At 41.5% G+C, this 24,459-nt stretch carries 26 protein-coding genes and 1 riboswitch; of the genes, 19 read left to right on the top strand and 7 right to left on the bottom strand.

The genetic code is table 11. The features are described 5' to 3' along the window. A partial coding sequence (locus H5202_RS06370; RefSeq protein ID WP_182771326.1) for an iron-containing alcohol dehydrogenase occupies positions 1 to 381 on the bottom strand: 381 nt, incomplete at its 3' end. Positions 382 to 635: 254 nt separating this feature from the next. Here H5202_RS06370 and H5202_RS06365 point away from each other — a divergent pair. The 6 genes from H5202_RS06365 to H5202_RS06340 all read left to right on the top strand — a co-directional run bounded on the left by H5202_RS06365 (position 636) and on the right by H5202_RS06340 (position 5,906). Further along, positions 636 to 1,505, top strand: coding sequence for an AraC family transcriptional regulator (locus H5202_RS06365; protein WP_182771325.1), 870 nt, complete (start codon positions 636 to 638; stop codon positions 1,503 to 1,505). 67 nt (positions 1,506 to 1,572) lie between these two features. Beyond that, the gene (yqfB, locus tag H5202_RS06360) at positions 1,573 to 1,893 is read left to right on the top strand and encodes a N(4)-acetylcytidine aminohydrolase (protein WP_182771324.1); all 321 of its coding nucleotides are present in this window, start codon (positions 1,573 to 1,575) and stop codon (positions 1,891 to 1,893) included. A 337-nt stretch (positions 1,894 to 2,230) separates the two neighbouring features. Beyond that, positions 2,231 to 3,568, top strand: a complete 1,338-nt coding sequence (locus tag H5202_RS06355; protein ID WP_182771323.1) for a coproporphyrinogen III oxidase family protein — start codon at positions 2,231 to 2,233, stop codon at positions 3,566 to 3,568. 89 nt (positions 3,569 to 3,657) lie between these two features. Continuing rightward, positions 3,658 to 4,503, top strand: coding sequence for a PfkB family carbohydrate kinase (locus H5202_RS06350; RefSeq protein ID WP_182771322.1), 846 nt, complete (start codon positions 3,658 to 3,660; stop codon positions 4,501 to 4,503). A 294-nt stretch (positions 4,504 to 4,797) separates the two neighbouring features. Beyond that, positions 4,798 to 5,490 carry an MOSC domain-containing protein gene (locus H5202_RS06345; protein ID WP_182771321.1) on the top strand — a complete coding sequence of 231 codons (693 nt, stop codon included), beginning with the start codon at positions 4,798 to 4,800 and terminating at the stop codon, positions 5,488 to 5,490. 56 nt (positions 5,491 to 5,546) lie between these two features. Beyond that, on the top strand, positions 5,547 to 5,906 hold the full coding sequence (locus tag H5202_RS06340; RefSeq protein ID WP_182771320.1) for a DUF4870 domain-containing protein: 360 nt from the start codon (positions 5,547 to 5,549) through the stop codon (positions 5,904 to 5,906). A 96-nt stretch (positions 5,907 to 6,002) separates the two neighbouring features. On the opposite strand, the gene H5202_RS06335 is transcribed toward H5202_RS06340, so the two are convergent. Both H5202_RS06335 and H5202_RS06330 read right to left on the bottom strand, forming a co-directional pair. Further along, positions 6,003 to 7,916 carry a methyl-accepting chemotaxis protein gene (locus tag H5202_RS06335; protein WP_182771319.1) on the bottom strand — a complete coding sequence of 638 codons (1,914 nt, stop codon included), beginning with the start codon at positions 7,914 to 7,916 and terminating at the stop codon, positions 6,003 to 6,005. 217 nt (positions 7,917 to 8,133) lie between these two features. Beyond that, on the bottom strand, positions 8,134 to 9,783 hold the full coding sequence (locus tag H5202_RS06330) for an electron transfer flavoprotein-ubiquinone oxidoreductase (RefSeq protein WP_182771318.1): 1,650 nt from the start codon (positions 9,781 to 9,783) through the stop codon (positions 8,134 to 8,136). A 236-nt stretch (positions 9,784 to 10,019) separates the two neighbouring features. Next, positions 10,020 to 10,152: riboswitch (molybdenum cofactor riboswitch) on the top strand. Between H5202_RS06330 and moaA the strand changes: the two genes are divergently transcribed. From moaA to H5202_RS06275, 11 genes are all read left to right on the top strand, one after another. After that, on the top strand, positions 10,140 to 11,120 hold the full coding sequence (gene moaA / locus H5202_RS06325) for a GTP 3',8-cyclase MoaA (RefSeq protein WP_182771317.1): 981 nt from the start codon (positions 10,140 to 10,142) through the stop codon (positions 11,118 to 11,120). It overlaps the preceding riboswitch by 13 nt. Positions 11,121 to 11,207: 87 nt before the next feature. Next, the gene (gene moaC / locus H5202_RS06320) at positions 11,208 to 11,684 is read left to right on the top strand and encodes a cyclic pyranopterin monophosphate synthase MoaC (RefSeq protein WP_182771316.1); all 477 of its coding nucleotides are present in this window, start codon (positions 11,208 to 11,210) and stop codon (positions 11,682 to 11,684) included. 62 nt (positions 11,685 to 11,746) lie between these two features. After that, complete coding sequence (gene moaD / locus H5202_RS06315; RefSeq protein WP_182771315.1) at positions 11,747 to 11,995, top strand: molybdopterin synthase sulfur carrier subunit; 249 nt, start codon at positions 11,747 to 11,749, stop codon at positions 11,993 to 11,995. 1 nt (position 11,996) lies between these two features. After that, positions 11,997 to 12,467, top strand: coding sequence for a molybdopterin synthase catalytic subunit MoaE (moaE, locus tag H5202_RS06310; protein ID WP_182771314.1), 471 nt, complete (start codon positions 11,997 to 11,999; stop codon positions 12,465 to 12,467). A gap of 39 nt (positions 12,468 to 12,506) precedes the next feature. Further along, positions 12,507 to 13,358 (top strand): molybdate ABC transporter substrate-binding protein, encoded by an 852-nt coding sequence (gene modA / locus H5202_RS06305; protein ID WP_182771313.1) that lies wholly within the window; start codon positions 12,507 to 12,509, stop codon positions 13,356 to 13,358. Continuing rightward, the gene (gene modB / locus H5202_RS06300; protein WP_182771312.1) at positions 13,358 to 14,038 is read left to right on the top strand and encodes a molybdate ABC transporter permease subunit; all 681 of its coding nucleotides are present in this window, start codon (positions 13,358 to 13,360) and stop codon (positions 14,036 to 14,038) included. Before modA ends, modB begins: the two co-directional genes overlap by 1 nt. After that, positions 14,022 to 15,140, top strand: a complete 1,119-nt coding sequence (locus H5202_RS06295; protein WP_182771329.1) for an ABC transporter ATP-binding protein — start codon at positions 14,022 to 14,024, stop codon at positions 15,138 to 15,140. Before modB ends, H5202_RS06295 begins: the two co-directional genes overlap by 17 nt. Positions 15,141 to 15,569: 429 nt before the next feature. After that, positions 15,570 to 16,031 carry a hypothetical protein gene (locus tag H5202_RS06290; protein WP_259397206.1) on the top strand — a complete coding sequence of 154 codons (462 nt, stop codon included), beginning with the start codon at positions 15,570 to 15,572 and terminating at the stop codon, positions 16,029 to 16,031. Between the two features lie 13 nt (positions 16,032 to 16,044). Beyond that, positions 16,045 to 16,722 carry a response regulator transcription factor gene (locus tag H5202_RS06285; protein WP_041413271.1) on the top strand — a complete coding sequence of 226 codons (678 nt, stop codon included), beginning with the start codon at positions 16,045 to 16,047 and terminating at the stop codon, positions 16,720 to 16,722. A gap of 67 nt (positions 16,723 to 16,789) precedes the next feature. Then, the gene (locus tag H5202_RS06280) at positions 16,790 to 18,031 is read left to right on the top strand and encodes a sensor histidine kinase (protein WP_182771327.1); all 1,242 of its coding nucleotides are present in this window, start codon (positions 16,790 to 16,792) and stop codon (positions 18,029 to 18,031) included. Between the two features lie 38 nt (positions 18,032 to 18,069). Beyond that, positions 18,070 to 18,741 (top strand): pseudouridine synthase, encoded by a 672-nt coding sequence (locus tag H5202_RS06275; RefSeq protein WP_182771311.1) that lies wholly within the window; start codon positions 18,070 to 18,072, stop codon positions 18,739 to 18,741. Positions 18,742 to 18,778: 37 nt separating this feature from the next. Here the strand turns inward: H5202_RS06275 and H5202_RS06270 are convergent, their stop codons facing one another. After that, positions 18,779 to 19,855 (bottom strand): GGDEF domain-containing protein, encoded by a 1,077-nt coding sequence (locus tag H5202_RS06270; RefSeq protein ID WP_182771310.1) that lies wholly within the window; start codon positions 19,853 to 19,855, stop codon positions 18,779 to 18,781. A 602-nt stretch (positions 19,856 to 20,457) separates the two neighbouring features. Further along, positions 20,458 to 21,657, bottom strand: coding sequence for a GGDEF domain-containing protein (locus tag H5202_RS06265; protein WP_182771309.1), 1,200 nt, complete (start codon positions 21,655 to 21,657; stop codon positions 20,458 to 20,460). 172 nt (positions 21,658 to 21,829) lie between these two features. Between H5202_RS06265 and H5202_RS06260 the strand changes: the two genes are divergently transcribed. Together H5202_RS06260 and H5202_RS06255 are read left to right on the top strand one after the other, a co-directional pair. Next, positions 21,830 to 21,997: a YqaE/Pmp3 family membrane protein gene (locus H5202_RS06260; RefSeq protein ID WP_011635586.1), complete on the top strand. Its 168-nt coding sequence runs from the start codon at positions 21,830 to 21,832 to the stop codon at positions 21,995 to 21,997. A 114-nt stretch (positions 21,998 to 22,111) separates the two neighbouring features. Continuing rightward, positions 22,112 to 22,318: a DUF2986 domain-containing protein gene (locus H5202_RS06255; RefSeq protein ID WP_182771308.1), complete on the top strand. Its 207-nt coding sequence runs from the start codon at positions 22,112 to 22,114 to the stop codon at positions 22,316 to 22,318. A 62-nt stretch (positions 22,319 to 22,380) separates the two neighbouring features. Here H5202_RS06255 and moeB read toward each other — a convergent pair whose 3' ends face one another. Together moeB and moeA are read right to left on the bottom strand one after the other, a co-directional pair. Continuing rightward, on the bottom strand, positions 22,381 to 23,151 hold the full coding sequence (gene moeB, locus H5202_RS06250) for a molybdopterin-synthase adenylyltransferase MoeB (RefSeq protein ID WP_182771307.1): 771 nt from the start codon (positions 23,149 to 23,151) through the stop codon (positions 22,381 to 22,383). A gap of 7 nt (positions 23,152 to 23,158) precedes the next feature. After that, positions 23,159 to 24,412 (bottom strand): molybdopterin molybdotransferase MoeA, encoded by a 1,254-nt coding sequence (gene moeA, locus H5202_RS06245; RefSeq protein ID WP_182771306.1) that lies wholly within the window; start codon positions 24,410 to 24,412, stop codon positions 23,159 to 23,161. Positions 24,413 to 24,459 lie beyond the last annotated feature (47 nt).

Raw genomic sequence — 24,459 nt, 5'->3', positions numbered from 1 at the left:
CACAGGTACAGGTGTAAAACCATGATGTAGTAAGGTTGTGGTATCGCCGTCAAACTGAGTGGCTAGAGCAATAAATTTGGTGCCGTCCATCACTGAACCACCGCCAACAGCGAGTAAGAAGTCGATATTTTCTTTACGAGCAACTTCAACGGCTTTAATCAGTGTGTCGTACTTAGGGTTAGCTTCAATACCGCCAAATTCAAATACTGTGCGGTTACCTAAAGCTGCTTTGACTTTATCAAGTGTGCCGAAGCGTTGTACGCTGCCGCCACCGTAAGTTATTAATACTCGTGCATTTGCTGGGACAAGTTGGTCTAACTCTGCGATACGGTCTTTACCGAAAACAACATGAGTAGGGTTACGATAATCAAAATTAAGCATAATGGACGCCTTTTGGTTTAGCGGTGAAACAAAATAGTTGGCTGAATGTTTATATAAGTTGTTTATACACAACAGCAACAATAAATCATGTGGTTATGATAGCCCTTTGAGTCAAAAAAAACATACACAGAACTATCGTGTTCATGCCTATTCCTATCTATATTGTATAAATTTGGTGGTTTATTGATAAGTTTAATACCTTTTACTGCTTTTTTGATAGTATCGGTGTCAAGGTTTGTTCTTAGGAGAAAGGTATGAGTGAGATTGCAACATTAATGGCACAACTGGCCTCAAAAGAAGGGGTCAATGATACGCATTTATCCGGAGTGCATGTGTTTCGCAGCTCACAATATGGTGCGCGCGGACCAATGTGTTATTCACAAGGTGTACTTATTGTCGGTCAGGGTAAAAAGCGGGTTTATTTAGATAACCAAATATTTGAATACGACCGCCAGCACTCATTAGTGATGACAGTACCATTGCCGGTAGAGTGTGAAACCTTTGCTAGCATTGAAGAACCTGTATTGGTGCTGATGGTTGATATTGATTTAGTACAACTCAATTACATTATCCGTTTAATGGATGAGCATCATCAAATCCCTAAAGATTTGAACGAGTCGCGCCAGAGTGGTTTTTTTGTTGCAGATAACACTGAAGATATGGATTGCAGCGTTATTCGGTTATTACAAGCGTTGCAGTCGCCGTTAGAAGCTAAAGTGATGGGTGAGGCGTTAGTGCTTGAGCTGTTATATCGTTTATTAGATTCCCCCAATGCGGCTCCACTTTATGCGTTGTCGTTAAGTCATACTCGTTTATCGAGGGTAGAAAAAGCCCTTAACTACATTCATAAACATTATGGTGAGTCGGTTGAAGTAGACACATTAGCAAGCTTGGTGAATATGAGCCCATCGGCATTCCATCGTAGCTTTAAAGAAGTTACAGCTTCATCACCAATACAATATTTAAAAAAGATTCGCCTTAATAAAGCCAAAGCATTATTACAATTGCAAAATCTAAAAGTAAAAGAAGTATCAACTCAGGTGGGTTATGAAAGCACGGCTCAATTTAGCCGTGAGTTTAAACGTTACTTTGATCAAAGCCCTGGCGAATACGCTAGATTATAATGCGAATTTGAGCTGAACTAATGTGCTCCTGGTGGGCACTTTATAGTGTTAATGAAGGTTGCCACTGATGACTGCCCCTACGACAATTACCTTTTTTGAGTTCTTAACGCCGCTAGTAGCATCAGGGCAGAAGACGATAACCATTCGTGATGCCAGCGAAAATCATTACCTGCCCGGGAGTCAGGTTGAAGTGTTTACGCTCGAAAGCCATATTAAGGTGTGCGATATCATTATTTTGGCTGTTGAGCCATTAGCATTCGATGATATTAACGAGTTTCATGCTACTCAAGAAAGCTTGCCATTGGTTGAGTTAAAACAGCTTATTCAAACGGTTTATCCCAACCAGCAAACCTTGTTTATGATTTCATTTAAATTGGCTGATGGTTAATGCTCGTTACTCATTGATAATTTTTAATTAACATTTGCTACGCGTTTTATTGCATGCGGGTTCGGCTTTGGTCGTGCGCGTATCTGGCTGTGTTTTATCTGCTTATGCTTCTTCTAATAATAATCTTTTCGTTATCACTCAACAGCAGTGTCTAAAACATGATCTGCTTAACAAATGGACGGTGATAACCGTGCTAGTTTGCATATCTATTAGCTACTTCACATTTTAGCTATCTCTCAAGTGATATTTTGTTTGCCTGCTACCGTATGCGTCATTTATTTAGCGCTTTGTTCTTCAATGGTTTTGCTCTCAGGGCTTCATTCAGTTAGGATTTTTTATGTCTTCAATTATTCAGTCAGCCAGCCAGGAGTTGATTAAACCTTATCAATCTAATATTACCGTCCCCAATTGGATGATTAGCTCTATGGAGCGGGTGATGCAGTATTATGTGGATAAAAATTTACGTCTAGACACTATTTCTACAGACCGTATGCCTAAGCCCGTAGAAGGCAAAAAGTACATGTTGTATGCCCATATTCCATTTTGTCATACCTTGTGCTCGTTTTGTACTTTCCACCGTTTTCTATTTCGTGAAGACAAAGCGCGCGAATACTTTGTCGCGCTGCGCAAAGAGATGCAAATGGCCAAAGATTTGGGCTATGAGTTTGAGTCTATGTACATTGGCGGCGGCACGACTACTGTGCTTGAAGACGAGTTAGCTCGTACCATCGAGCATGCAAAAAATCTGTTTCCTGGCATTAAAGAAGTGTCTTGTGAGTCTGATCCACAACATTTAGCCAGCCCTGAATTTAAGCAATTAAAAGGCCTAGTAGACAGAATGTCGATTGGGGTACAAAGCTTTGACGATGGCATTTTAAAAATGACCGATCGCCTAGACAAGTTTGGCTCTGGCCAACAAACCTTTGACCGCATTATGGCCGCCAAAGAATTGTTTCCGATCATCAATGTCGATCTCATTTTCGGTTTTCGTGGTCAAACTGATGAAATTATCCAGTCGGATCTTGAAATGGCATCTAAGCTCGACCCGCGCCAAATTACCACTTATCCACTGATGATTACCCATCAAACTCGTAAAAGCGTAAAAGGCCAGTTAGCTGCGCCTCATAGTGACATGGTGAATCAGTATCGGCAGATTTTAAATCACTTAACGGGGCAATACACGCAATTGTCGGCTTGGGCGTTTGGTAAAGCCAACGATGAAGGATTTGATGAATATGTTATTGATTATGATGAATATCTCGGAGTTGGTTCAGGTTCGTTTAGTTTTTTAAATGACACCCTATACGTGAATACATTTTCACTGAAAAAATATCAACAACGTATTGCTGAAGGGCGTATGGCCGTTGAGCAACAGAAAAAATATCAATTAAAAGAAGTGATGCAATATCGCTTTTTACTGGGGATGTTTTCGGGGCGTTTATCGCGTAAATATTTCCGCGACACTTTTAACGTTAATTTAGACACCGCCTTGTTTAAAGAAATGGCCTCAATGAAAGCCATGGGAGCCATTAAAAATGACCCGGTCAACCCAGACGAATTGATTGTGACCGATAATGGTAAAATGATGGGGTTGTTAATGATGAAGGAGTTTTACTCCGGCATGGACAATGTACGCGCCCAATTACGACAACCACTTGGCGCAACTGATATGTAATTTTGTTTAGATAACCAAAGGCCGTGATAATCACGGCCTTTTTGCTATACTCAAGGCTCTTTTTATCTACGCTTTTTTAGGTGAGTTGCATGGCCAATATTCTTTTGCTTGCCAATATCAATTGTGATCGCATTTTAATGCTTGATAAGCCCCTACAAACAGGTGGTCGGTTTCATTATCAGGATGGTGGATTGCGTTTAGGTGGCGGCGGCGCAAACACCGGATTAGGTTTGGTGTGGGCTCAACATAATGTTTCATTGGTGAGCGAAGTTGGTAGTGATGATATAGGCGACTGGATTTTAGCTAAAGCCAGTACCTTAGGGCTTGATTGTCGTTTAGTGCATCGTTTTGATGGCAATACTTGTGAGATGTTACTGGTAATGACGCCCGATGGTGAGCGAACCATTATTCGACCTCAGCGACCTATTTTTGAACTTCCTGCACCACCAGATTGGCAGCATTGGGATGCTTTTTATATTAACTCTTCCGCCAAAGGTGCTGGCGCTTGGGCGGCTGACGCGATGGCGTGTAATCCTAACTGTAAAGTGATATCGCAATTAGCTAAGGATGAACGTAATCGTCCTTGTCATGTGCTGATTGCATCAATTACGGATATGCAAGGCCGCTGTAATCAGGGGCCATGGCGGTTTGCTCAAGCCATTGCTGGCGATGCATTGGAACACTTTATTGTTACTGATGGCGATCAAGGGGCGATGGTGTATAGCGCTACTGGAGAACAACATGTACCAGCTGTCATAGCCGATGTGGTCGATACTACGGGAGCAGGGGATGCTTATGCAGCAGGTGTTATTCATGGTATATGTCAGCAGATGCCTATTACTGATGCGATGCATGAAGGTGCGTTGTGGGCATCATTTGCGGTAGCAACCAAAAGCTCAATTCCTGGTGAAGCTCTTAAGCAGTATCTAGCCTAAGCTCAACTTGGGTTAAGTTACGGTTTTCAGGTTAATGCTGCGCGCTGTTAAGTGTATGCGGAGATCTAAAAATAGTATTGGCTTGTCATTTTAGTGTCATAGTTGGCCTTTATGATGAGCGCGTCTAAACAACTTCTATAGCGTCGAATGGTTCAGACCATTTTTTAGCTATTATTTTTGCTACATTATCTCCCATTTTATTTATAGCCTTACACTTCCCCTGTAAGGCTTTTTTTTGTCTGAAAATTGGGTATATTGGCACTCTATAATCATGCTTAAGCAAGGACATGCTGGATGAGTAAGCGATTGGTAAAGAGTATTTCTGGGCTGTATTTAGGCGACCAAGTGCAAATGCACAATGGTGTTGCCAGTTGCATTAACCAAAAACATGCCGCTAAGCAGTTGATCGTGCGATTTGACCACGTAGTAGGTAATCGCGAGGCAGACCCTAAACATCATGGCGGGCTCGATAGAGTGTTGCATCATTTTCCGCGTGAGCATTATGGTCAGTATCGCCGCTGGGATTTAATGTCAACGTTTCGAGATGCGCCTTCAATGGGTGAGAATATCAGTACCGTTGGCCTTAATGAAGCGCAAGTAAATATCGGTGACATCATCCAAATTGGTGATGTTACCTTGCAAGTTACTCAGCCTCGTTCACCTTGTTTTAAACTCAACCTACAATTTGGCCATCCTAAGTTTGCCTTGGCCATGCAAGAGAGTCGTATGTGCGGCTGGTTTTATCGGGTGTTGTCTGAAGGTGATATTCGTCCGTGTGACAGTATTAGTCTGCTAGAAAGAAAAACAGATATTAGCGTGGCTAAAGCGATGCAGATTTACTTTTTAGCCGAATTTGATGCAAGGCAATATCAGATATTACTTGAGTGCGACGGTTTAGCACAAAGTTGGGTTAATTCATTGCAACGCCGACTTGATCAACAAAGTATAGAAGATTGGGCAATGCGCTTATATGGCAACGCCAGTTAATACCTCCCTGTATAATAAGAACAATATGATAAAAATAACATGATAAGGAATATCAAATGACTGAACCGATAGACGACGTTAGCAAGCAAGCCAAAGATATGGGGTTATTGATCCACGCCGCCAGTTTTGCTGGTTATGTATTTCCACTAGGAAGTGTTTTAGGCCCTTTAATTGTGTGGTTAATGAAGCGTGATGAATTTGAGTTTGCCAACCAATGCGGAAAGAACTGTCTTAATTTTAAATTGAGCTTAATGATATATGCCATGGTGTCAGCAATATTAATTTTGATTGGCGTGGGAGTCATATTATTAGCCGCCTTGGCATTACTTGATATTATTTGTACCATTATTGCCATTATTAAAGCCAGCGATGGCATAGCTTACCAATACCCGCTCACTATCCGGTTTATTAAGTAACCCGCACTATAAGCATATCGTAATGACCTAATGTAATAACCATAAAAAACGCCACTCAAATGAGTGGCGTTTTTGTTAAAGCGATTTCTAAAGGTATTACACTTTAAAACGAGCCACTAAAACATCAAGTCGACTGGCTAACTGATTCAATGATTTACTCGCATTTGCAGCCGCATGAGCGGTATCTGCTGTTCGTTGAGTAATATCGTTGATTTCAGTCACATTACGATTAATGTCTTCAACTACGGTAGATTGCTCTTCTGTCGCAGCAGCAACTTGAATGTTCATATCGCTAATCAGCGCAATACGCTCGCTAATACCACTTAACGACTGGCTTGCTTCATCAACAGCCGTAACACCTTCTAGTGAGCGGCTACGAGATTGCTCCATCGCATTAACGGCACGACTAGTTTCAGATTGAAGCTTATCAATCATATTTTGCACTTGGTCCGTTGATGCAGCAGTTCGAGAAGCTAAGTTACGCACTTCATCAGCTACCACAGCAAAGCCACGTCCCGCTTCTCCGGCGCGAGCAGCTTCAATTGCCGCGTTAAGTGCTAGTAAGTTAGTTTGTTCTGAAATGGCGCGAATAACATCTAAAATACTGCCAATCGATTTAGTGTGTGTCGCTAGCGACTCAATAACTTCACCGACTTGCTCTACGTCTTTAGATAATTGATTAATCGTTGAACGCGCACGGGTGACTACTTTTTGACCATCAACGGATTCAGTATCAGCATCACGCGCGGTGACCGCTGCTTGAGCTGCATTGCTAGCAATTTCATTAACCGTAGCGCCCATTTCATTAATTGCGGTGACAACCATGATGGTACGGTCTTTTTGTAACTGGCTATCTGCTAACGTTTGATGCGATTGGTTTGATACATCATGTGCTGATAAACCTAGCTGCTCGCTGGTTTTAGCTACTTCGATCACGGTATCTTGGATTTTGCTGATGAAGCTATTAAAGCCTCGAGCAAGCTGGGCAATTTCGTCATCACCATTAACCGGTAATCTTTGACGTAAGTCGCCTTCGCCTTCACCAATGTTACGAAATAGCTCGGCAATATGTGCAATAGGGCGGCTAACCGAACCAGCAACGGCAATCGAAATAGCAATAAATACTGCAGCGATGAGTACGGTCCACAATAAAATCTGATAAGCCGACTCTTGTAACAGGGCAAATACTTCCGCTTCAGGTACTTGAGCAACCAAGTACCAATCCATCGATTCAATGTAGCTACTGGCAATCAACATCTGCTGACCATCGACATCGGCTTTAACTAAATTGAAGTCACTTTTGTTTAACAACTGATTAGTATTGGCACCTGGGTATAAGTTGCTGAGCTTGCTTTTACCTATCTTGCGGGTGTCTTGATGCAGTTTGACGTCACCATTTGTATCAACTAAATATACAAAGCCGCTATCTTCGATTTTAAACGAAGCCAGCAAATTAACCATATCATCTAAAGATTTTGCTAGACCCACTAAGCCTCGACCTTCAGGTTGTTGATAATTGATGTAAAGCTTAACGTCACCGTTACTAGGTTCTGTGAATACATTCAGCATCCGCTCTTGTTTACTCTTGCGATAATCAAAAAACCAAGCATCTTGTTCTGGAGTTAATACTCGTAAAAAACCGTCCTGTGTATAGTAAGCTGCGGTTTCGCGGTCAGCGTAAGACGCTTGGGCTAAATCGTATTGATTTTTTACGCTATTAAGTTCTGCAATAACGAGGTTTTCTTGGTCAGCAGGGCGACCATCTTTAAGCCATTCAAGCAACATTTTACTGTTGGCTAGCTGCTCCGCCGCATTCATTAAACTACTGATTTCGAGATCGATTTCATTGCGAATTTGCATGAGTAAGCTCGGCATTTCCGAGTTTAGCATCCGCTGCTCAACAACTTGCTTTGCACTTCGTTGACTTAATAATCCGACTAAGATCGTCGATAGCAATACAGCAACCGTCACGGTCAGTAATATTTTTTGTTTAATGGTAAGTGTATTCATCTACAACAGCCTCTTGGGAGTATCTCTATGGTATATCGGACACAATGGCAATAAATTGATAATTATTTTGCAGTTAAGTTGATTCCGTCAGCAAAATAGTCTTTTGGTGTAGGTTTTTTGATTTTATGTGGGTAATGATAGTCGATAAAACAAAAAAAACGCACCTATATTTAAGTGCGTTTTTTTGACTGCGCCAATATTTTAACTATTGGTTCGCTTACATATTTGGATAGTTTGGTCCGCCGCCGCCTTCTGGTGTGACCCAGGTAATGTTTTGGCTCGGGTCTTTAATGTCACAAGTCTTACAATGAATGCAATTTTGACCATTAATGACAAACTTTTTGTCACCGGCTTCTTCAACAACTTCATAAACGCCGGCAGGACAGTAACGTTGCGCGGGTTCATCAAATTTAACTAAGTTAACCGATATTGGGATGCTTTGGTCTTTTAGACGTAAATGACACAGCTGATCTTCTTCATGAAAAGTATTCGACAGATATACTGACGATAACTTATCAAAACTCAACTTGCCGTCAGGTTTAGGATAGTCAATTTTATTGTAATCGCTCGCTAAGCCCATCGTGGCGTAATCTGGAGTGGTGTCTCTAAAGGTCACCGGAAACTTACCACCAAACCAGTTTTGGTCGATATAGTTAAAGGCGCCACCGAGTAGCGTACCAAACTTATGCATGGCAGGACCAAAGTTGCGTGAGCTATAAAGCTCTTCATGTAGCCAGCTCTTTTCGAAACGGTCTTGGAAGCAGTCAAGATCTTTGCCGCCTTCAAGCCCGGCAATTAAGCCTTCACCTAAAGTTTTTGCTGCAATAATACCGCTCTTAATTGCCGTATGCGTCCCTTTGATTTTAGAAAAGTTAAGCGTACCCGCATTACAGCCAATGATTAAACCACCAGGAAAACTCATTTTAGGTAATGAATTTAAACCGCCTTTGGCAATAGCTCTAGCACCATAAGATAAGCGCTCACCGCCCGTTAATGTCGAGGCAATCACAGGGTGAGTTTTATAGCGTTGAAATTCATCAAATGGGCTGAGATGAGGGTTTTTATAATTTAAATCGATAATTAACCCAACAGCAACTTGGTTGTCTTCCATGTGGTATAGGAATCCACCACCAGATGAGCCATTCACGAGTGGCCAACCACCAGTGTGAACCACTTTACCTTGCTGATGTTGCTCAGCAGGGATTTTCCAAATTTCTTTAAAGCCTAAGCCATAATGCTGTGGCGTTTTACCATTGTCTAAATGGTATTTTTGGATTAGTTGTTTACCTAGATGGCCACGGCAGCCTTCTGAAAACACGGTGTATTTAGCATGTAATTCCATACCCGGCATATAGCTGTCTTTATGTTGACCATTTTCGCCAACACCCATATCACCAATTAAAATACCTTTAACACTGTTGTCTTCATTAAACAGTAATTCACTGGCTGCAAAACCTGGGAAAATCTCTACGCCCATGGCTTCGGCTCTGTTGGCTAACCAACGGGCTAGGTTACCCACACTAATAATGTAGTTACCATCATTGTGCATGGTTTTAGGCACTAAGCTGTTAGGCATTAAGCGAGACTGTGTCTCTGAGTTTAGCAGGTAGATTTCGTCATGAGTGACTTTGGTGGTTAACGGGATGTCTGAATCACGCCAATCATTAAATAATTCGTCCAGTACATCGGGTTCAAATACGGCACCCGATAAAATATGGGCACCAACCTCGGAGCCTTTTTCTACCACGCAAACAGTGATTTCTTTATCGGCATCTTTAGATATTTGCATTAAACGACAAGCGGTGGCTAAACCTGCAGGGCCAGCACCGACAATTACTACGTCGAACTCCATTGACTCGCGTTCCATCATCTCACCTTTTAAAGTTTCCCGTTCATTGCGGGTTTATTGTTTTTTATAACGATTAAAATAAGTAAACGATCGTTTATCCTTTACTCACCTTACCGCAAAATGAACGTTTGTCACAGTGGCAAACACAATCTTGTTAGCGTGAGTAGAGTCACAAATAGTTAACGATATAGTCTTTCAAGCTAAGATATTCGCCTAAAGGGGTATTTGTAAAACGGTAATTAGGCCTATAATTGGATCTGACGGTTCTCCGAGCTTTTTGCCCTACGTCAATGATATGGGCAGTTAGCCGTGGTAATTTTGCCACCGGGGTGAGTAAAGAAATGCACTCACCTCCCACACTTGGAAAGGTTAACATGTCCCAATTACAAGACAGCTTTGGTCGACGATTTCACTATTTGCGCATGTCAGTTACTGATGTTTGCAATTTCAAATGCACTTATTGTTTACCCGACGGTTATCGTCCGGATGGTAAACCTACCTTCTTGACGCTCAATGAGATTGAAAATCTGGTTGCTGGTTTCGGTGAGGTGGGAACACAAAAAGTTCGTATCACCGGTGGTGAGCCCACTTTGCGCAAAGATTTCACCGATATTGTGCGGATCGTTGCCGACAATCCCAATATTAATACCGTAGCGATGACCACCAATGGTTATCGTTTACAGCAGCATGCCAAAGAATGGTATGACGCCGGTTTACGCCGTATTAATGTGTCAGTTGATAGTTTAGATCCTAAAATGTTTTATCAAATTACTGGTGAAAACAAATTTGACCAAGTGATGCGCGGTATAGAAGCCGCTCTTGAAGCGGGATTTGAGCGCGTTAAAGTCAATGCCGTGTTATTGAAAGGCTTAAACGACAAAGATTTACCGCGCTTTTTACAGTGGATCAAAAACACGCCTATCGATTTACGGTTTATTGAGTTAATGGAAACAGGCTTAGGCCACGATTATTTTAACTCGCATCATTTAGCTGGGGTTGATATAAAAAAACAACTTGAGCGAGAAGGTTGGTTATACGATCTACCTAATGTTGATGACGGGCCTGCACAAAATTTTAGCCATGCAGACTATCAAGGTCGTATTGGATTAATTATGCCTTACGCAAAGAACTTCTGTGCCAGCTGTAACCGTTTACGAGTTTCTGCAAAAGGTAAATTACATTTATGTTTGTTTACTGAAAATGGCGTCGATTTGCGTGATTTAATACAAGATGCTTCGCAGCGAGATGAATTAATTAGTCGTTTGCACGGTCAATTAGCGCAGAAAAAAGAAACCCACTTTTTACATCAAGGTATTACGGGTGTGACTCAGCACCTCGCCTCTATTGGTGGTTAAGCCGTTATTGAGCGAAACCGGCTGACGTGGCATTACTTGCTACGCTAAGTCGATAGACATTGAATTTGATTAAGGCAGTAAAAAAGCATGAGCAATTGTTTTACCCATATTAACGCCGATGGCAATGCCCATATGGTCGATGTGACTGAAAAAGCCGTCACCGAGCGCGAAGCGCGCGCAGAAGCCTTTATTGATATGGCACCGGAAACCTTAGCCATGATAATGAATGGCAGCCATCACAAAGGCGATGTATTTGCTACCGCACGTATTGCCGGTATTCAAGCAGCTAAAAAAACATCTGATTTGATCCCATTATGTCACCCTTTGATGCTGACCAAGGTAGAGGTGGAGCTTGAGGCTCAGCCTGAGCATAACCGCGTGCGCATTACCAGTTTATGTAAGTTGTCGGGTAAGACCGGTGTTGAAATGGAAGCGCTAACGGCGGCCTCTATAGCAGCCTTAACCATTTATGACATGTGTAAGGCTGTACAAAAAGACATGATTATTTCTCAAGTGCATTTACTTGAAAAACGCGGTGGCAAATCTGGCCATTTTAAAGCCTAATCAGCCCTACAAGCCAAACGCACACCCAGTATATTTATGAATTAATGCATTGAGAGACCACTATGATCCAAGTGTTATTTTTTGCCCAAATCCGCGAGTTATTAGGCACCGCTAAAGTCGAACATAGTGCTGATAACATTGATACTGCCGAAGCATTACGTGCAGCGCTTGCAGCCACCGATGAGAAGTGGGCGAAAGTGTTGGCATCAGACAAATTGCTGGTGGCGATTAATCAAACCATGAGCCAGTGGGATTCACCCGTAAACGACGGCGACGAAGTGGCATTTTTCCCTCCAGTCACTGGGGGATAACATGGAAAATCATAGCAACCAAATTATTGTACGAGTTCACACTGAAGATTTTAGTGTCGCTGATGAATATGCCTTACTAGCCTGTGATAATCAGGACGGTGCAGTGGTTAATTTTGTTGGTAAAGTGCGAGACTTTAATGATGGTAGTGCTGTAACAGACTTAACTCTAGAACATTATCCTGGTATGACTGAATCGGTATTATTACAGATTAGCCAACAGGCTTGTGAACGTTGGCCGTTAAATAAAGTAACGATTATTCATCGAGTGGGTACGTTGTCGCTTGGCGAACAAATAGTGTTTATTGGTGTGACCAGCGCTCATCGTAAAGCGGCTTTCGCGGCATGTGAGTTTTTAATCGATTTTTTAAAAACGAAAGCACCTTTTTGGAAACTTGAAGCGGGTGATACTGGCGCTAAGTGGGTTGAAGCGCGTGATAGCGATCAGCAGGCAGCCAAAATGTGGCAAAAGTAATCGTATCTATGACTCGTACATAGCAAGGATAAACCCTCAATGTCTTTCATTTATGCCAACATTACTCAGCATTCATACTCTTTTTTGCCTCGACTCCGAGTCGGCGCTATCGCATTATTCTTTACCATTGTCAGTTTCGTAGGGTTTAGTTCTTTAAGTGTCGCGAGTGATGCTCCTGCCATTGCTGCGGCTGCCAACATAAAATTTGCAGTAGATGAGATAGCGATACGTTTTCAGCAGCAAACCGGTTTGGCTCTGCGGATCAGTTATGGTTCTTCGGGTAATTTTGTCACCCAAATTCAGCATGGTGCACCGTTTGAGATGATGCTCAGTGCCGATGAGGATTATATTGAACGGTTACATCAAGCGGGCTTTACACAAAATGATGGCGTTGTTTATGCCATCGGTCGGCTTGCTCTTGCTGCACCTAAGAAGTCGCCGTTAATTTTAGATCCTGAGTTAGTTGGATTAGCGCAATTAATAGCCGATGGAAAGGTGTCTCGTTTTGCGATAGCTAATCCCGACCATGCTCCATATGGTGAACGTGCGCGTGAAGTACTTAAAGCAAAAGGTTTGTGGGACGCACTGCAGCCTAAACTGATTTTAGGCGAAAATGCTTCACAAGCTGCCCAATTTACCATTAGTGGATCGACTCAAGGTGGTATTGTGCCGTTATCATTGGTGCTATCTACTGAATTTACCAAGCGTGGTAATTATGTGGTTATCCCTGATTCGCTATATCAACCGCTTAATCAACGAATGGCATTAATGCCTAATGCATCTGAAACTGCGGAGCGATTTTATCAATACATGCAATCACCCGATGCGCAGAAAGTATTGTCTCAATTTGGGTTTAATTTACCAAAACCTGCTGTTAAGAAGGCTGATTAATGGATTGGCAAGCTCTGTGGCTGTCGGTCAAACTGAGTTGTTTTACCGTAGTATTGTTAATTCCGTTGGCTATTATTGTCGGGCGGGCGTTGGCATATCACCAATTTAAAGGTAAATCATGGCTTGAAGCTTTGATCATGGTGCCGTTAGTGTTGCCGCCAACGGTCATTGGTTATTACCTGCTAGTGGGGTTAGGTAATCAAAGCATAATTGGTCAATGGGTTGAGCAATTAACCGGCCAACAATTGGTGTTTCATTTCTCTGGTTTAGTCATCGCTTCCATTATCGTCAATATTCCCTTTGCGGTTCAGCCTATTCAGCGTGCTTTTGAAACGATTCCGATCGACATTCGTGATGCTGCAGCTTGCTGTGGCATGAGTCGATTACGGATCTTTTTTCGAATAGAATTACCCATGATATGGCCTGGAGTATTAACGGCCGTGGTACTGTGTTTTTCCCATGTGTTGGGCGAATTTGGTGTGGTGTTGATGCTGGGCGGTAATATTGCCGGCGAAACCAAAACCATCTCAATAGCGATTTATGATAGTGTGCAGGCATTCGATTTTGATTCTGCCGGAATGATGTCTTTAGTATTATTGTTGTTTGCGGTAAGTGCGTTAGCACTCACTACCAGTATGTCGAAGCGTTTAGGAGGGCATCGTGATGCCTCACAACGCTGATCTTATATGTGATATTTCACAAACACTTCCCATTCCATTGGAAGCTCATTTTAGTTGTCGGGCCGGTGAAGTGTTAGCCGTTGTTGGCCCTTCTGGTGGCGGTAAAACGACCTTACTGAGAATGATTGCCGGTTTGAGTTTACCTCAACGGGGTCACATTCATTGTGGTGATAGATTATGGTTTGATGCAGAGCAGTCTATTTCGTTAACTCCCCAGCAGCGGCATATTGGTTATATGCCACAGCATTTTGGCCTTTTTCCACATTTATCAGCACTCGACAATGTGATTTCTGGGCTTGATCATGTGCCAAAAGAATTACGCAAACAGCGAGCATTAGATTGGTTAGAGCGTGTTAATTTACATGGATTGCCTGATCGCTTACCCGCGCAATTGTCTGGCGGACAACGTCAACGAGTTGCGCTTGCCCGTGCTCTGGCTCGTGAGCCAGCTATTCTACTGTTAGATGAACCCTTCTCTGCGGTAGACAAAGAAACTCGGGAACGCTTGTATATTGAGTTAGCTCGGTTAAAACAGCAATTGTCTATCCCAGTGGTTATGGTAACGCATGACATCCATGAGGCGTTGTTATTGGCCGATAAAATGATACTCATTAGTCAGGGCCAAATGCTGCAACAAGGCAAACCATCTGAGGTGTTATCTCATCCTAATAATGAAGCGGTTGCAAGGCAAATGGGCCTGAGGAATATTTTTGACGGTCAAGTCGTATCGCAAGATATTGAACGTAATATGACCCAGTTTACGCTGGGTGATGAATTGATTGTCAGCGACAGTGCACCAGCATTAGCTGTCGGCCAATCTATCCGTTGGGTTATTCCAAACCAAGGTATTCGTTTTAACGCCATTAGCAGCGGTCGTCTATGTAAAAGCTTAAATAAATTAGAAGTATTAATTGAGTCTGTGTTGGTGATGGGTGAATCGTCACGAGTGATAGCGTCAGTTGTTGGTATTGGATCTATTATCAATGCAGATGTGCCGACGCATTTAGTGCATAAGTTAGCCTTAGTGCCAGGAGTGCAAACGACTATTGCGCTTAAGTCAGATCAAATTCATATTTTAAGTGCACAGTCTGAACTCGGATAACCAAGTTTGAAATAAAATAGGCGAATATTGTATTTTTGCCTTACATATCCCACTTCTTAACCCGCGTTGAGTTTAAATAATTCTTTTTATCGCTCAGAATGTCATTTTCGGATAATAAACTGGGGATTGATGTTTGAATAAGGCCATTTAACGATCTAAATAGCGCATTTGATATAAAACCGTCCCATTTGGGCTGATTTGTATAGGTTTACCAGAACCTGTATTTCTAAAAAACATTGTACAACGACAACCCATCTCACTGAAAAATGGTATTTATGATCAATTATTAATCTTAGATTTCTTGGGACTTTGGCTGCTCTTAGGTAGAGTAGTCGTGTGATAGAATTTTCAATTATATAGAGGCTTGTGATGGTTCGGTTGCTGCTAGCAATATGCTTTCTTCCTTGTGCCGTGATGGCCACTCCATCTATGCACTCTTTATTGATCAATGGTGACTTTTTAAAGCCAATAACGGTCATGGAACAATTAGAACAACAAGACGAAGGCACCATATGTGACTTTGATGTTGATGTTGAAGAAGGTTTGCTGGTGTACAAAATTTCTATGGTTAACGTAGAGACACACCGAATCAATAAATACGAATATCGAGCTTTAGACGGTACATTATTAACTGAAAAATCGTCTGCTTATGCCTCTGATGATATTGGCCAAGTTAATGCGGCAAAAAAGCTGCGAGCTAAGCATATGACGTTTTCGGAATTAGTTACCCTCGCGATTGAAAACCAAAAAGGATATTTAACACAGGCGGAATTGGACCACGATTTATCAATTAGTTATCTCGAACTAAAATTACTCAATCAAGATAGTAGAAATACTATTGCTTTCGATATTGAGACTCTACGTCCACTACCTCTGCTCAAATGGGATTAAAGACTCTATGACTATGCGTATATTATTGGTTGAAGATGATGCTACTACATTAAAGTATGTAGCCGACGGATTTACGGCACAGAAATATCAAGTTGATAGCGCTACAGATGGCCAAGAAGGCCTCACGTTAGCCAAACATAACCAATATGATTTACTGATCCTCGATCGCATGTTACCAAAGCTAGACGGCTTAACATTATTGTCTGCTCTGCGTACCAGTGGTAACAAAACACCTGTACTTATTTTATCGGCATTAAGTCATGTTGATGAGCGTGTAAAAGGTTTACGTGCGGGCGGTGATGATTACATGACCAAGCCATTTGCCTTTGCAGAATTGTTAGTACGCGCTGAAAAACTTGCTCAACGTAACGTGGTAGAACCCGCGGCGACTGAAATTGAAGTGGGCAGTTTAAAGATGGAATTATTAACCCGTAAAGTCACCCTTGACGATAGCGAGTTAATGCTTCAACCAAAAGAATTTCAATTGCTTAAATATTTGATGGAGCATCCTAATCAAGTAATTAGCCGCACATTATTATTTGAAGCTGTGTGGGATTACCATTTTGATCCTCGCACCAATGTGATTGATGTGCATATTGCCAAGTTACGTCGCAAGTTTGAAGAACTTGGACATGGTGAGTTAATTGAAACCGTTAGAGGGGCTGGATATCGCCTTTGTAAAAGGCATTAAGCCTTACCAAAGTAGTGCGTGGCGGATCACGCTAATCTTCTCGACATTAGTAACCATACTCATTGTTATGTTGGTGCTTAGTCTCTATCGACAATTAGTGATTGAGCAGCAAAATCAAGTTGATAAACATCTTGCTGCAGAAATGCAGCGCTATCAACAGTTAGCCTTAACGGTTAACCGTCGCAGTTTTGCAGCTCAAATTCGTGCTGCCGACCCTAAAACTGCACTGATTGCATGGCGCAACAGTGTAGATATGGTAGGCGCATTGACTTTCTTACCTGAAAACATGCCACAACTGCCTGAAACGAAAGATTTTCCTATCTTTACTGGTGGCCCAGACAAACTGCATATCCTTACTGGTGGTTTAGTTATCACCCGTTATGGCCCAGTATTAATTGCTACGCGTACCGATCAACTTGCGGCCTTAATCGAAAAATTTATTAATGCTGCATTTTGGGCCGTAGCATTCACTTTAGGACTCACGCTTGCGTTAGGGTATATTTTCTCAAAAGCCATCCTTAGACGACTGGTCGAATATAACCGTTTGAGTGAACAGATTGAAGCTGGGCATTATGAAACTCGGCTGCCAGTCAGTGAAAGCCAGGATGAATTTGACATGCTGGCACGACAATTTAATTTAGTGCTCGATACATTAGAACAAAATTTACGTGCAGTTCGTGGGGTGACCGATAATATTGCCCATGATTTACGCACGCCATTATCGCATTTACGCATAGGTATTGAGCTGTTGTCGCAAAAGCCTACATCTGAACTTGCCGATGCCACCGCTGAGTTACTCGAAGAATTAGACCACTGCTTGGGAACTTTTGATGCCCTGTTATCGTTAACTCGCATCGAAGAAGGTCAGCAAATGCTTGATTTACAGCCGGTGAGTTTACAGCAAATCTGCCAAGATTTATTTGAAATGGCAGAGGTGATTGCCGAGAGTCATGACCAAGTGTTGAATATTAGTTTAGAAGATGATGTTTACGTGAATGGCGATAAGTATTTATTGTTCCAAGCATTATTTAATCTAGTGGATAACGCGATAAAGTATTCACCAAATGGCGCCACGATTAATATTATTCAGCACGGTAAACATATTCAAATTAGTGACAATGGACCGGGTATTATCGACGAAGATAAAGAACGGGTATTCGATCGTTTAGTGCGCTTAGATCCAAGTCGGCATTACAAAGGTACAGGGTTAGGGTTATCGATGGTAAAGGCTATTCTATCGCGTCATAAAGCGACGATTTCACTCCACGATAATAATCCCGGCTTACTAGTAAGTATTCACTTTAAATAACCCCACAAGCCTCCCATTTAATCGTTGTTGGATAATCTATGTATCAAGTGCTCAGTGATCAAACAGACTTTATTGTCATCAGTAAGTCCGTTAATGTTCATTTTCACAGTCAAGATGGAAGTGCGGGAGTGATTGCACAAGCTGAAGCTGATTTAGGTTACAAGCTTTACCCCGTGCATAGGCTTGATACGCCAACTTCAGGTTTGCTGATTGTGGCTAAATCCCCTCAAGCAGCCAATGTGTTTACCAAAATGTTTACTGAGCATAAAGTTCAAAAATATTATTTGGCAATTGCTTGTGGTAAACCTAAAAAGAAACATGGCGGGCACGTTGGCGACATGGCTAAGGGGCGTCGCAGTATGTATAAGTTACTGCGAACGACTGAAAACCCTGCTGTTACACAGTTTTTTAGTCAGAGTATTGCCTCTGGTATGCGGATGTATTTACTGAAACCGTTGAGCGGCAAAACCCATCAATTAAGAGTGGCCTTAGCCAGTATTGGAGTGCCAATTTTAGGCGATACGCTATATGGTAATGAGCAGAGTGATAGATGTTATTTACATGCTTATAGTCTGCATTTTACTTATCTAGAGCAGGTTTATGCTTTCCAACAACAGCCTCAATTCGGCGCACAATTTTTATTGCCAGAATGCCAACAACTTATGGTTAATCAATGGCAATCACCGAATGACTTATCGTGGCCGAGTTAAGACTAGTCTCTGGCTATCATCCCTCTAAGAGGTAAAGTTAAGCTGCCGTTGCAATGCAATTACGGCCCGCTTTTTTTGCGTCATACATGGCTTTGTCGGCTCGCGCTAGAATGTGCTTAATTGGCGTGTCTGGTGTAACAATCGCACAACCGATGCTAGCAGTAATGGCAAGTTTATGTTGTCCTGTATCAATAACCAGGTCGGCAAGTACTTGCTGGCATCGTGAAGCCATTTGATGAGCTTGCTCTAGAGTGCAGTTTGGTAATAAAATCAGAAACTCTTCGCCGCCATAACGGCATAAAAAATCTTCATTACGAATAACATGATTAATAGCATTCGCTGATTTCTCCAGCACGATATCCCCCATAGCATGACCCCAATTATCATTAATCATTTTAAAGTGGTCTAAATCGATTAAGAGGATGCTGTAAGGTATGTTGGAAATTTGCCAACTACTGTGGATGCGTTGTAATTGTTTATCAAGAGAATGACGATTCCAAATACCGGTAAGAGCATCACGGTTGGCTAAAGTGAGGATTTTTGTCACGAGTTTGTTGATTGAATTGCCCACAATTAAAATGTTAACAAGTAAAATCAGTATGATATACACCCATAGGGTCGGCTTAGCATCGGCGGTGTTTAAGGTGGCAAAGACAGTTATTTTGTCTGGAAAAAATAAAAGTATGATGGGCCTTAATAGAAATAAACAGCCAATTAATGCTATTGGGATCACTAACCAGTTGGTAGCGAAAGCTGTAAATGTATCTCGAAGTGCGTGTAAATGATCTCGAGCTAGCCCAAAAAATAATATTGATGCCGCTAAAGATAACATAGATACCAAATAGACTGCTTCGGTGCGTTGTGGTGTGACCAAAAGCATCAATATCGCCGCGATAGTGATGACGGTTAAATCGAATAATTTGCTACTTGGTAATCGGTATAGTCTTTGTGCACCCCAGCGAAGGGCACTAAATCCAAGTAAGATTATTACATCAGCCGCGAACCAATAAAGGTAACTGGGTTGGTCGGTACGCTGGGTGTAGAGCAACATGCCAATAAGTACGCATAAATTTGCTAATGAAAAAAGAATACTCGCCTTAGGTGCAACTCTCATTGGATAAGCCATAACCCACCAAGAGGCGGTTGCTGTAGCTGCGAGTAAACACAATACTTACATTAAGATTTGTGTGGATTCATGTTCCATCATAAAGGTACATATAAAGGTGATTTCTTATTAAATATGCCATTGAGGCTAGTGTAAAAAAATTTCAATGGCAATATTTTAGTTAAATGTTTTTTATTTAACCTCTACTCGGGTTAATAGGTGGAATATGTAAGGCAAAATGACATACATATCAAACTGGTCATTTTTGCTAACAAGGCGCATTAGCGCGTCAATAGCTAACCTATTGCGAGTCAATGCAACACCGTTAGCGAGACAAAGGACTGCTTGATAGCGTCTATTATCCCGAGTTGAGGTTATTTAAGATTAATTCATTTAACTGATCGTGAAAATCAATAAGCTAGATTTATTATAAATTTACAATGACCGACTTGCTAGTTATTGTACCAAACCACTCAGACAAGCCTTCATCAGAGCCATTGTAAGCCAAGATAACTAGATAGCTGAATAAAAGCGTTTGTTGTCTAGAATAGGTTTTAGGCTGTTATTGGTAAAGATGATGATGCGCATTATGAATTCTATGTTTGTGTTGATTATTCTTGTTGTTGTGTTGGCTTAACCGTTGACTCTTCCATTGAGCAAATTGTATTGCGGCCTTTACTTTTAGCAAGGTACATAGCGTCGTCAGCTAACTGTAATAATTGTTCAATACTAAGGTGGGTTTTACAAGTAGCATAACCAATGCTGAGGGTGATATTGATATTGTTTTTTTGCCATAAAACGGTATTTTCATTAATTTTGCGTTGCAATTTTTCAGCCACGAGTTGAACTTCACTGTTATCCGTTATTGGTAATATAATCAGAAATTCTTCGCCCCCATAACGACAGATAAAATCAATTTTCCGCAGTGATTGCTTTAATATATCAGCAGTATTCTTTAACACCATATCACCCGCTAAATGGCCATAAGTATCGTTGATGCGTTTGAAATGGTCTAAGTCGAGTACCATTAAACTATATGCCAAACCATTTCGAAGCCAAAGGGCATCAACTTCTTCAAGTTTTATTAATAAAGAGTGCCTATTCCATAAGCCTGTTAGTTGATCTTTATTGGCTAATCTGGCGACCTTGTAGACTAAGCGAGTCAACGCATTACCAAATAATACTAGGTTAGTGAGAAGCAGTAATATGATGTAGCTCCACATTACTAATGATGAGTTAAGCTTGTCTGCAGCTGAAATGTGGGCCAGTTCGTCTGGGGAAAGTAATAGCACAACTGTGCGGATGATAAACAATAAACCGATGGTGAAAAAAGGTATGTTAATCAAGACTGAATAATGCAGCGGTAAGTGTTTTTTTACCGCCCGAAAATTATCAATACCACTAAGAGTGATGAACGTTGCAGCGGTAATACTCATTACGGTCACTAGGTAGACAGCATAGGTCAGAGATGGTGGTACCAACAACATTAATAATGCCGTGGTTGCCAGCAGTATTAGATCAAATCGGTAAGATATAGGCTGCTTAAATAAATGTTGGCAGCCCCAACGCACCAGAGCAAAACCCACAAGTATTGTCATGTCTGCAACAAACCAGTATAAATAGTTAATTGCTTCAGTACGTTGGGTATAAAGCAAAATGCCAATAAGAGTACAAATATTGGTTGCAGCGAAACACCAACTGGCTTTAGGTGCGATGCGTAATAGACTGGCAAGCAATGTCCAAGCTATAGCGCAACTTACCGCTATTAAGCTAAAAAATTGAACAAAGATAATACTCTGGTTATGTTCCATATGACTCATTAGTATCGTGAATAAGACTATGCCATTATTTGATAACAAAAGCGTAACTAGAATAATAGGCTAAATGTCCTAGTTAAGAAATGGTCCTAGTTAACAAATTGTATCGTAAACTATTTTTATAATAACTATAGCTAAATTAATCAACTAAAATAAGGTAACTAAAATGGATTCTAATAAATTATTGCTGGTGATTATTGCGATTTTACTGCCCCCAGTGGCAGTTTTGCTCAAAAAAGGCATGGGTAAAGACTTATTAATTAATATCTTGTTATGTATTTTCTTTTTTGTACCAGGGCTTGTTCATGCTTTGTGGGTGGTCTTACAAGAATAATGTTTAACACCATATTCGATTGATGCTGTTTGGTCACTGATAAGCTGGAATCTATAGGGTTTTAATCATTTTGAGATTATAATTACCTCGTATAAATGCCATCAAGTGACCAATATGAATCGTAAAAAGAAAATTAATCAAACTCTTAAAGCTAAAGCCAAAAAAGCTAATGCTAAGCTTCATGCCGCCAATAAATCACCTTATATTGCTAAAGCCGAACGTGAACAGCTTGCTAAAGCGCAATTGGTGATAGCGCCATCAGTCGATTTAGCTGATAGCGTATTAAGCGACTCTGGCGCTGTACATTCGCCAGCGCGTTAGCACCATCACTATATCTAAAGAACTATATCTAAAGAACCATGACTATAGAGATGTGATGTTATCTACTGATTAACACTGCAAACTTTACAATGTGGTTGTTTAGGTAAACGCATTTGCCTAAACTCCATGGTCATAGCATCAATCATTAACAACTTACCCGTTAATGGCGCGCCGATAGCCGTGATGACTTTTATGGCTTCTGTTGCTTGAATACAACCAATCATGCCGACCACAGGCGCAAGAATACCCGCTTCAACACACGTTAATTGTTGCTCACCAAACAGAGCACCAAAACATTGATAACAAGGACTGTCTTGTTGGTAGTCAAATACTGTAACAGTGCCTTCCATTCTAATAGCCGCGGCCGACACTAAAGGCACTTTGTGCTCAAAACAGCTTTTATTAAGCTGTTCACGCACTAGCATGTTGTCGGTGCAATCAAGAATTAAGCTATGTTGACTCACCAATGCATTAATCTCATCATCATCTAACAACTTATTGATGGTATTGATATTAATCAATGGATTAAGCAGCATCAGTGTCTGTTTAGCCGATTCAACTTTTGCTTGACCAATATTGGCGTCGTAGTGCAATACTTGACGCTGCAAATTGGACAGCTCTACAGTATCAAAATCAACTAAGGTAATTTCCCCAACTCCAGCCACGGCAAGATATTGACTTGCTGCGCAGCCTAGACCGCCAGCGCCAATAATTAATACTTTGGCAAGCTTGAGCTTTTCTTGGCCATCGATATCGATAGCCTTAATAGAGATCTGACGACTGTAGCGTAGCATTTCATTATCAGTGAGTATCTCTTGATCAAGTGAATCCATACTATTCCTAACACAACACGTTATTAAAAGGTTCTACGGTGACTTGGGTGCCTGTTGGTTTGTCGCCTTGGAATTGATCTAATATCACAAAGCAATTAGCTAAACTCATTGATGTGAGCATGCCTGAACCTTGGCCGCCAGTAATCGCAACTTCAAGCTCACCCATTTCATTACGACTGAGTATGCCGCGTTGATATTCGACTCTACCAGGGTGTTTTCGTATATCTGTCAGTAACCTTGCTTGGCAAAATAATGGTTTAACTGGCTTGAGTCCCTGCATTTTATTTAGAATGGGCAACACGAGTTTATAAAACGTTACCATTGAAGAAACGGGATTACCGGGCAAACCGCAAAAAATAGCGTTATCAATTTTACCAAATGCGAATGGCTTACCTGGCTTAATAGCAAGTTTCCAAAAGGTAATTTTGCCTTCTTCAGACAAAATTTGTTTAGTGAAGTCGGCGTCTCCTACTGAGACTCCGCCGGATGTTAATACCATATCAGCCTTGCTGGCGGCTTCTTTAAAGGCACCGCGAATGGCTTCTTTATTGTCGGCTATAACGCCTAAATCAATCCAGTCAACATGGCTTTTACTCAGTAAGCCTTGGATTGAATAGCGGTTAGAATCATAAATCTGTCCAGGAGCCAGCTCACTTCCCACTGGGCGTAACTCATCACCAGTGGAAAAGAAGGCGACTTTTAATTTACGTGTCACTCTAACTTGGCTAATACCGATAGTGGCGAGTACGCCCATTTCAGCTGCTCGGATTGTGATGCCTTGGTGCAATACTTTTGCACCTGCACGCAGTTCTTCACCACGATAGCGCACATTAGCGCCTAATCGATGCGGATGCTCGATGGTAATTTGGTTTTCGTCTGCTTGGGCTTTTTCTTGCATTTGCACAGTATCAAAACCCACAGGTACCGGGGCGCCAGTCATGATACGAATACAGCTATTGAGTGACACTTTGCCATTGAAAGGGTGACCAGCAAAAGAACTACCTACGAGGGTAAGGGTTGTTTTATCCTGTGATGCGGCTAAATCGGTAAAACGAAATGCATAACCGTCCATTGCTGAGTTATCAAATGGCGGTAAATCAATACTCGATGCTAGATCTTCCGCGAGCACTCTGTCGATAGCTTGGGTTAATGTGACGAGCTCGGTCTCTTGGGTTGCTTCAACTTGAGCTAAAAGTTGCTCAATCGCTTGATCGGGATGAAGCAATGCTGGTTGAGCGCAAGGGTCTTGATTACTGGACATCAGAACTTCCTTAATGAATCGCTAAAATACTATTAATCGTATCTTGG

The organism is Shewanella sp. SG41-4 (genome assembly GCF_014164505.1).
GTDB lineage: Bacteria > Pseudomonadota > Gammaproteobacteria > Enterobacterales > Shewanellaceae > Shewanella.
Note: the sequence above shows the minus strand (reverse complement) of the source record. Positions and strands in the feature narration are given on the sequence as shown.

Coding starts and splice junctions, on each gene's coding strand:
- H5202_RS06335 (WP_182771319.1), bottom strand. CDS start 7,916: ATGAATACACTTACCATTAAACAAAAAATATTACTGACCGTGACGGTT.
- moaA (WP_182771317.1), top strand. CDS start 10,140: ATGTCCCAATTACAAGACAGCTTTGGTCGACGATTTCACTATTTGCGC.
- modB (WP_182771312.1), top strand. CDS start 13,358: ATGGATTGGCAAGCTCTGTGGCTGTCGGTCAAACTGAGTTGTTTTACC.
- moaD (WP_182771315.1), top strand. CDS start 11,747: ATGATCCAAGTGTTATTTTTTGCCCAAATCCGCGAGTTATTAGGCACC.
- H5202_RS06260 (WP_011635586.1), top strand. CDS start 21,830: ATGGATTCTAATAAATTATTGCTGGTGATTATTGCGATTTTACTGCCC.
- moaE (WP_182771314.1), top strand. CDS start 11,997: ATGGAAAATCATAGCAACCAAATTATTGTACGAGTTCACACTGAAGAT.
- H5202_RS06355 (WP_182771323.1), top strand. CDS start 2,231: ATGTCTTCAATTATTCAGTCAGCCAGCCAGGAGTTGATTAAACCTTAT.
- H5202_RS06345 (WP_182771321.1), top strand. CDS start 4,798: ATGAGTAAGCGATTGGTAAAGAGTATTTCTGGGCTGTATTTAGGCGAC.
- H5202_RS06350 (WP_182771322.1), top strand. CDS start 3,658: ATGGCCAATATTCTTTTGCTTGCCAATATCAATTGTGATCGCATTTTA.
- H5202_RS06265 (WP_182771309.1), bottom strand. CDS start 21,657: ATGGAACATAACCAGAGTATTATCTTTGTTCAATTTTTTAGCTTAATA.
- moeB (WP_182771307.1), bottom strand. CDS start 23,151: ATGGATTCACTTGATCAAGAGATACTCACTGATAATGAAATGCTACGC.
- H5202_RS06295 (WP_182771329.1), top strand. CDS start 14,022: ATGCCTCACAACGCTGATCTTATATGTGATATTTCACAAACACTTCCC.
- H5202_RS06285 (WP_041413271.1), top strand. CDS start 16,045: ATGCGTATATTATTGGTTGAAGATGATGCTACTACATTAAAGTATGTA.
- H5202_RS06275 (WP_182771311.1), top strand. CDS start 18,070: ATGTATCAAGTGCTCAGTGATCAAACAGACTTTATTGTCATCAGTAAG.
- yqfB (WP_182771324.1), top strand. CDS start 1,573: ATGACTGCCCCTACGACAATTACCTTTTTTGAGTTCTTAACGCCGCTA.
- modA (WP_182771313.1), top strand. CDS start 12,507: ATGTCTTTCATTTATGCCAACATTACTCAGCATTCATACTCTTTTTTG.
- H5202_RS06290 (WP_259397206.1), top strand. CDS start 15,570: ATGCACTCTTTATTGATCAATGGTGACTTTTTAAAGCCAATAACGGTC.
- moeA (WP_182771306.1), bottom strand. CDS start 24,412: ATGTCCAGTAATCAAGACCCTTGCGCTCAACCAGCATTGCTTCATCCC.
- H5202_RS06255 (WP_182771308.1), top strand. CDS start 22,112: ATGAATCGTAAAAAGAAAATTAATCAAACTCTTAAAGCTAAAGCCAAA.
- H5202_RS06340 (WP_182771320.1), top strand. CDS start 5,547: ATGACTGAACCGATAGACGACGTTAGCAAGCAAGCCAAAGATATGGGG.
- moaC (WP_182771316.1), top strand. CDS start 11,208: ATGAGCAATTGTTTTACCCATATTAACGCCGATGGCAATGCCCATATG.
- H5202_RS06280 (WP_182771327.1), top strand. CDS start 16,790: ATGTTGGTGCTTAGTCTCTATCGACAATTAGTGATTGAGCAGCAAAAT.
- H5202_RS06365 (WP_182771325.1), top strand. CDS start 636: ATGAGTGAGATTGCAACATTAATGGCACAACTGGCCTCAAAAGAAGGG.
- H5202_RS06330 (WP_182771318.1), bottom strand. CDS start 9,783: ATGGAACGCGAGTCAATGGAGTTCGACGTAGTAATTGTCGGTGCTGGC.
- H5202_RS06270 (WP_182771310.1), bottom strand. CDS start 19,855: ATGAGAGTTGCACCTAAGGCGAGTATTCTTTTTTCATTAGCAAATTTA.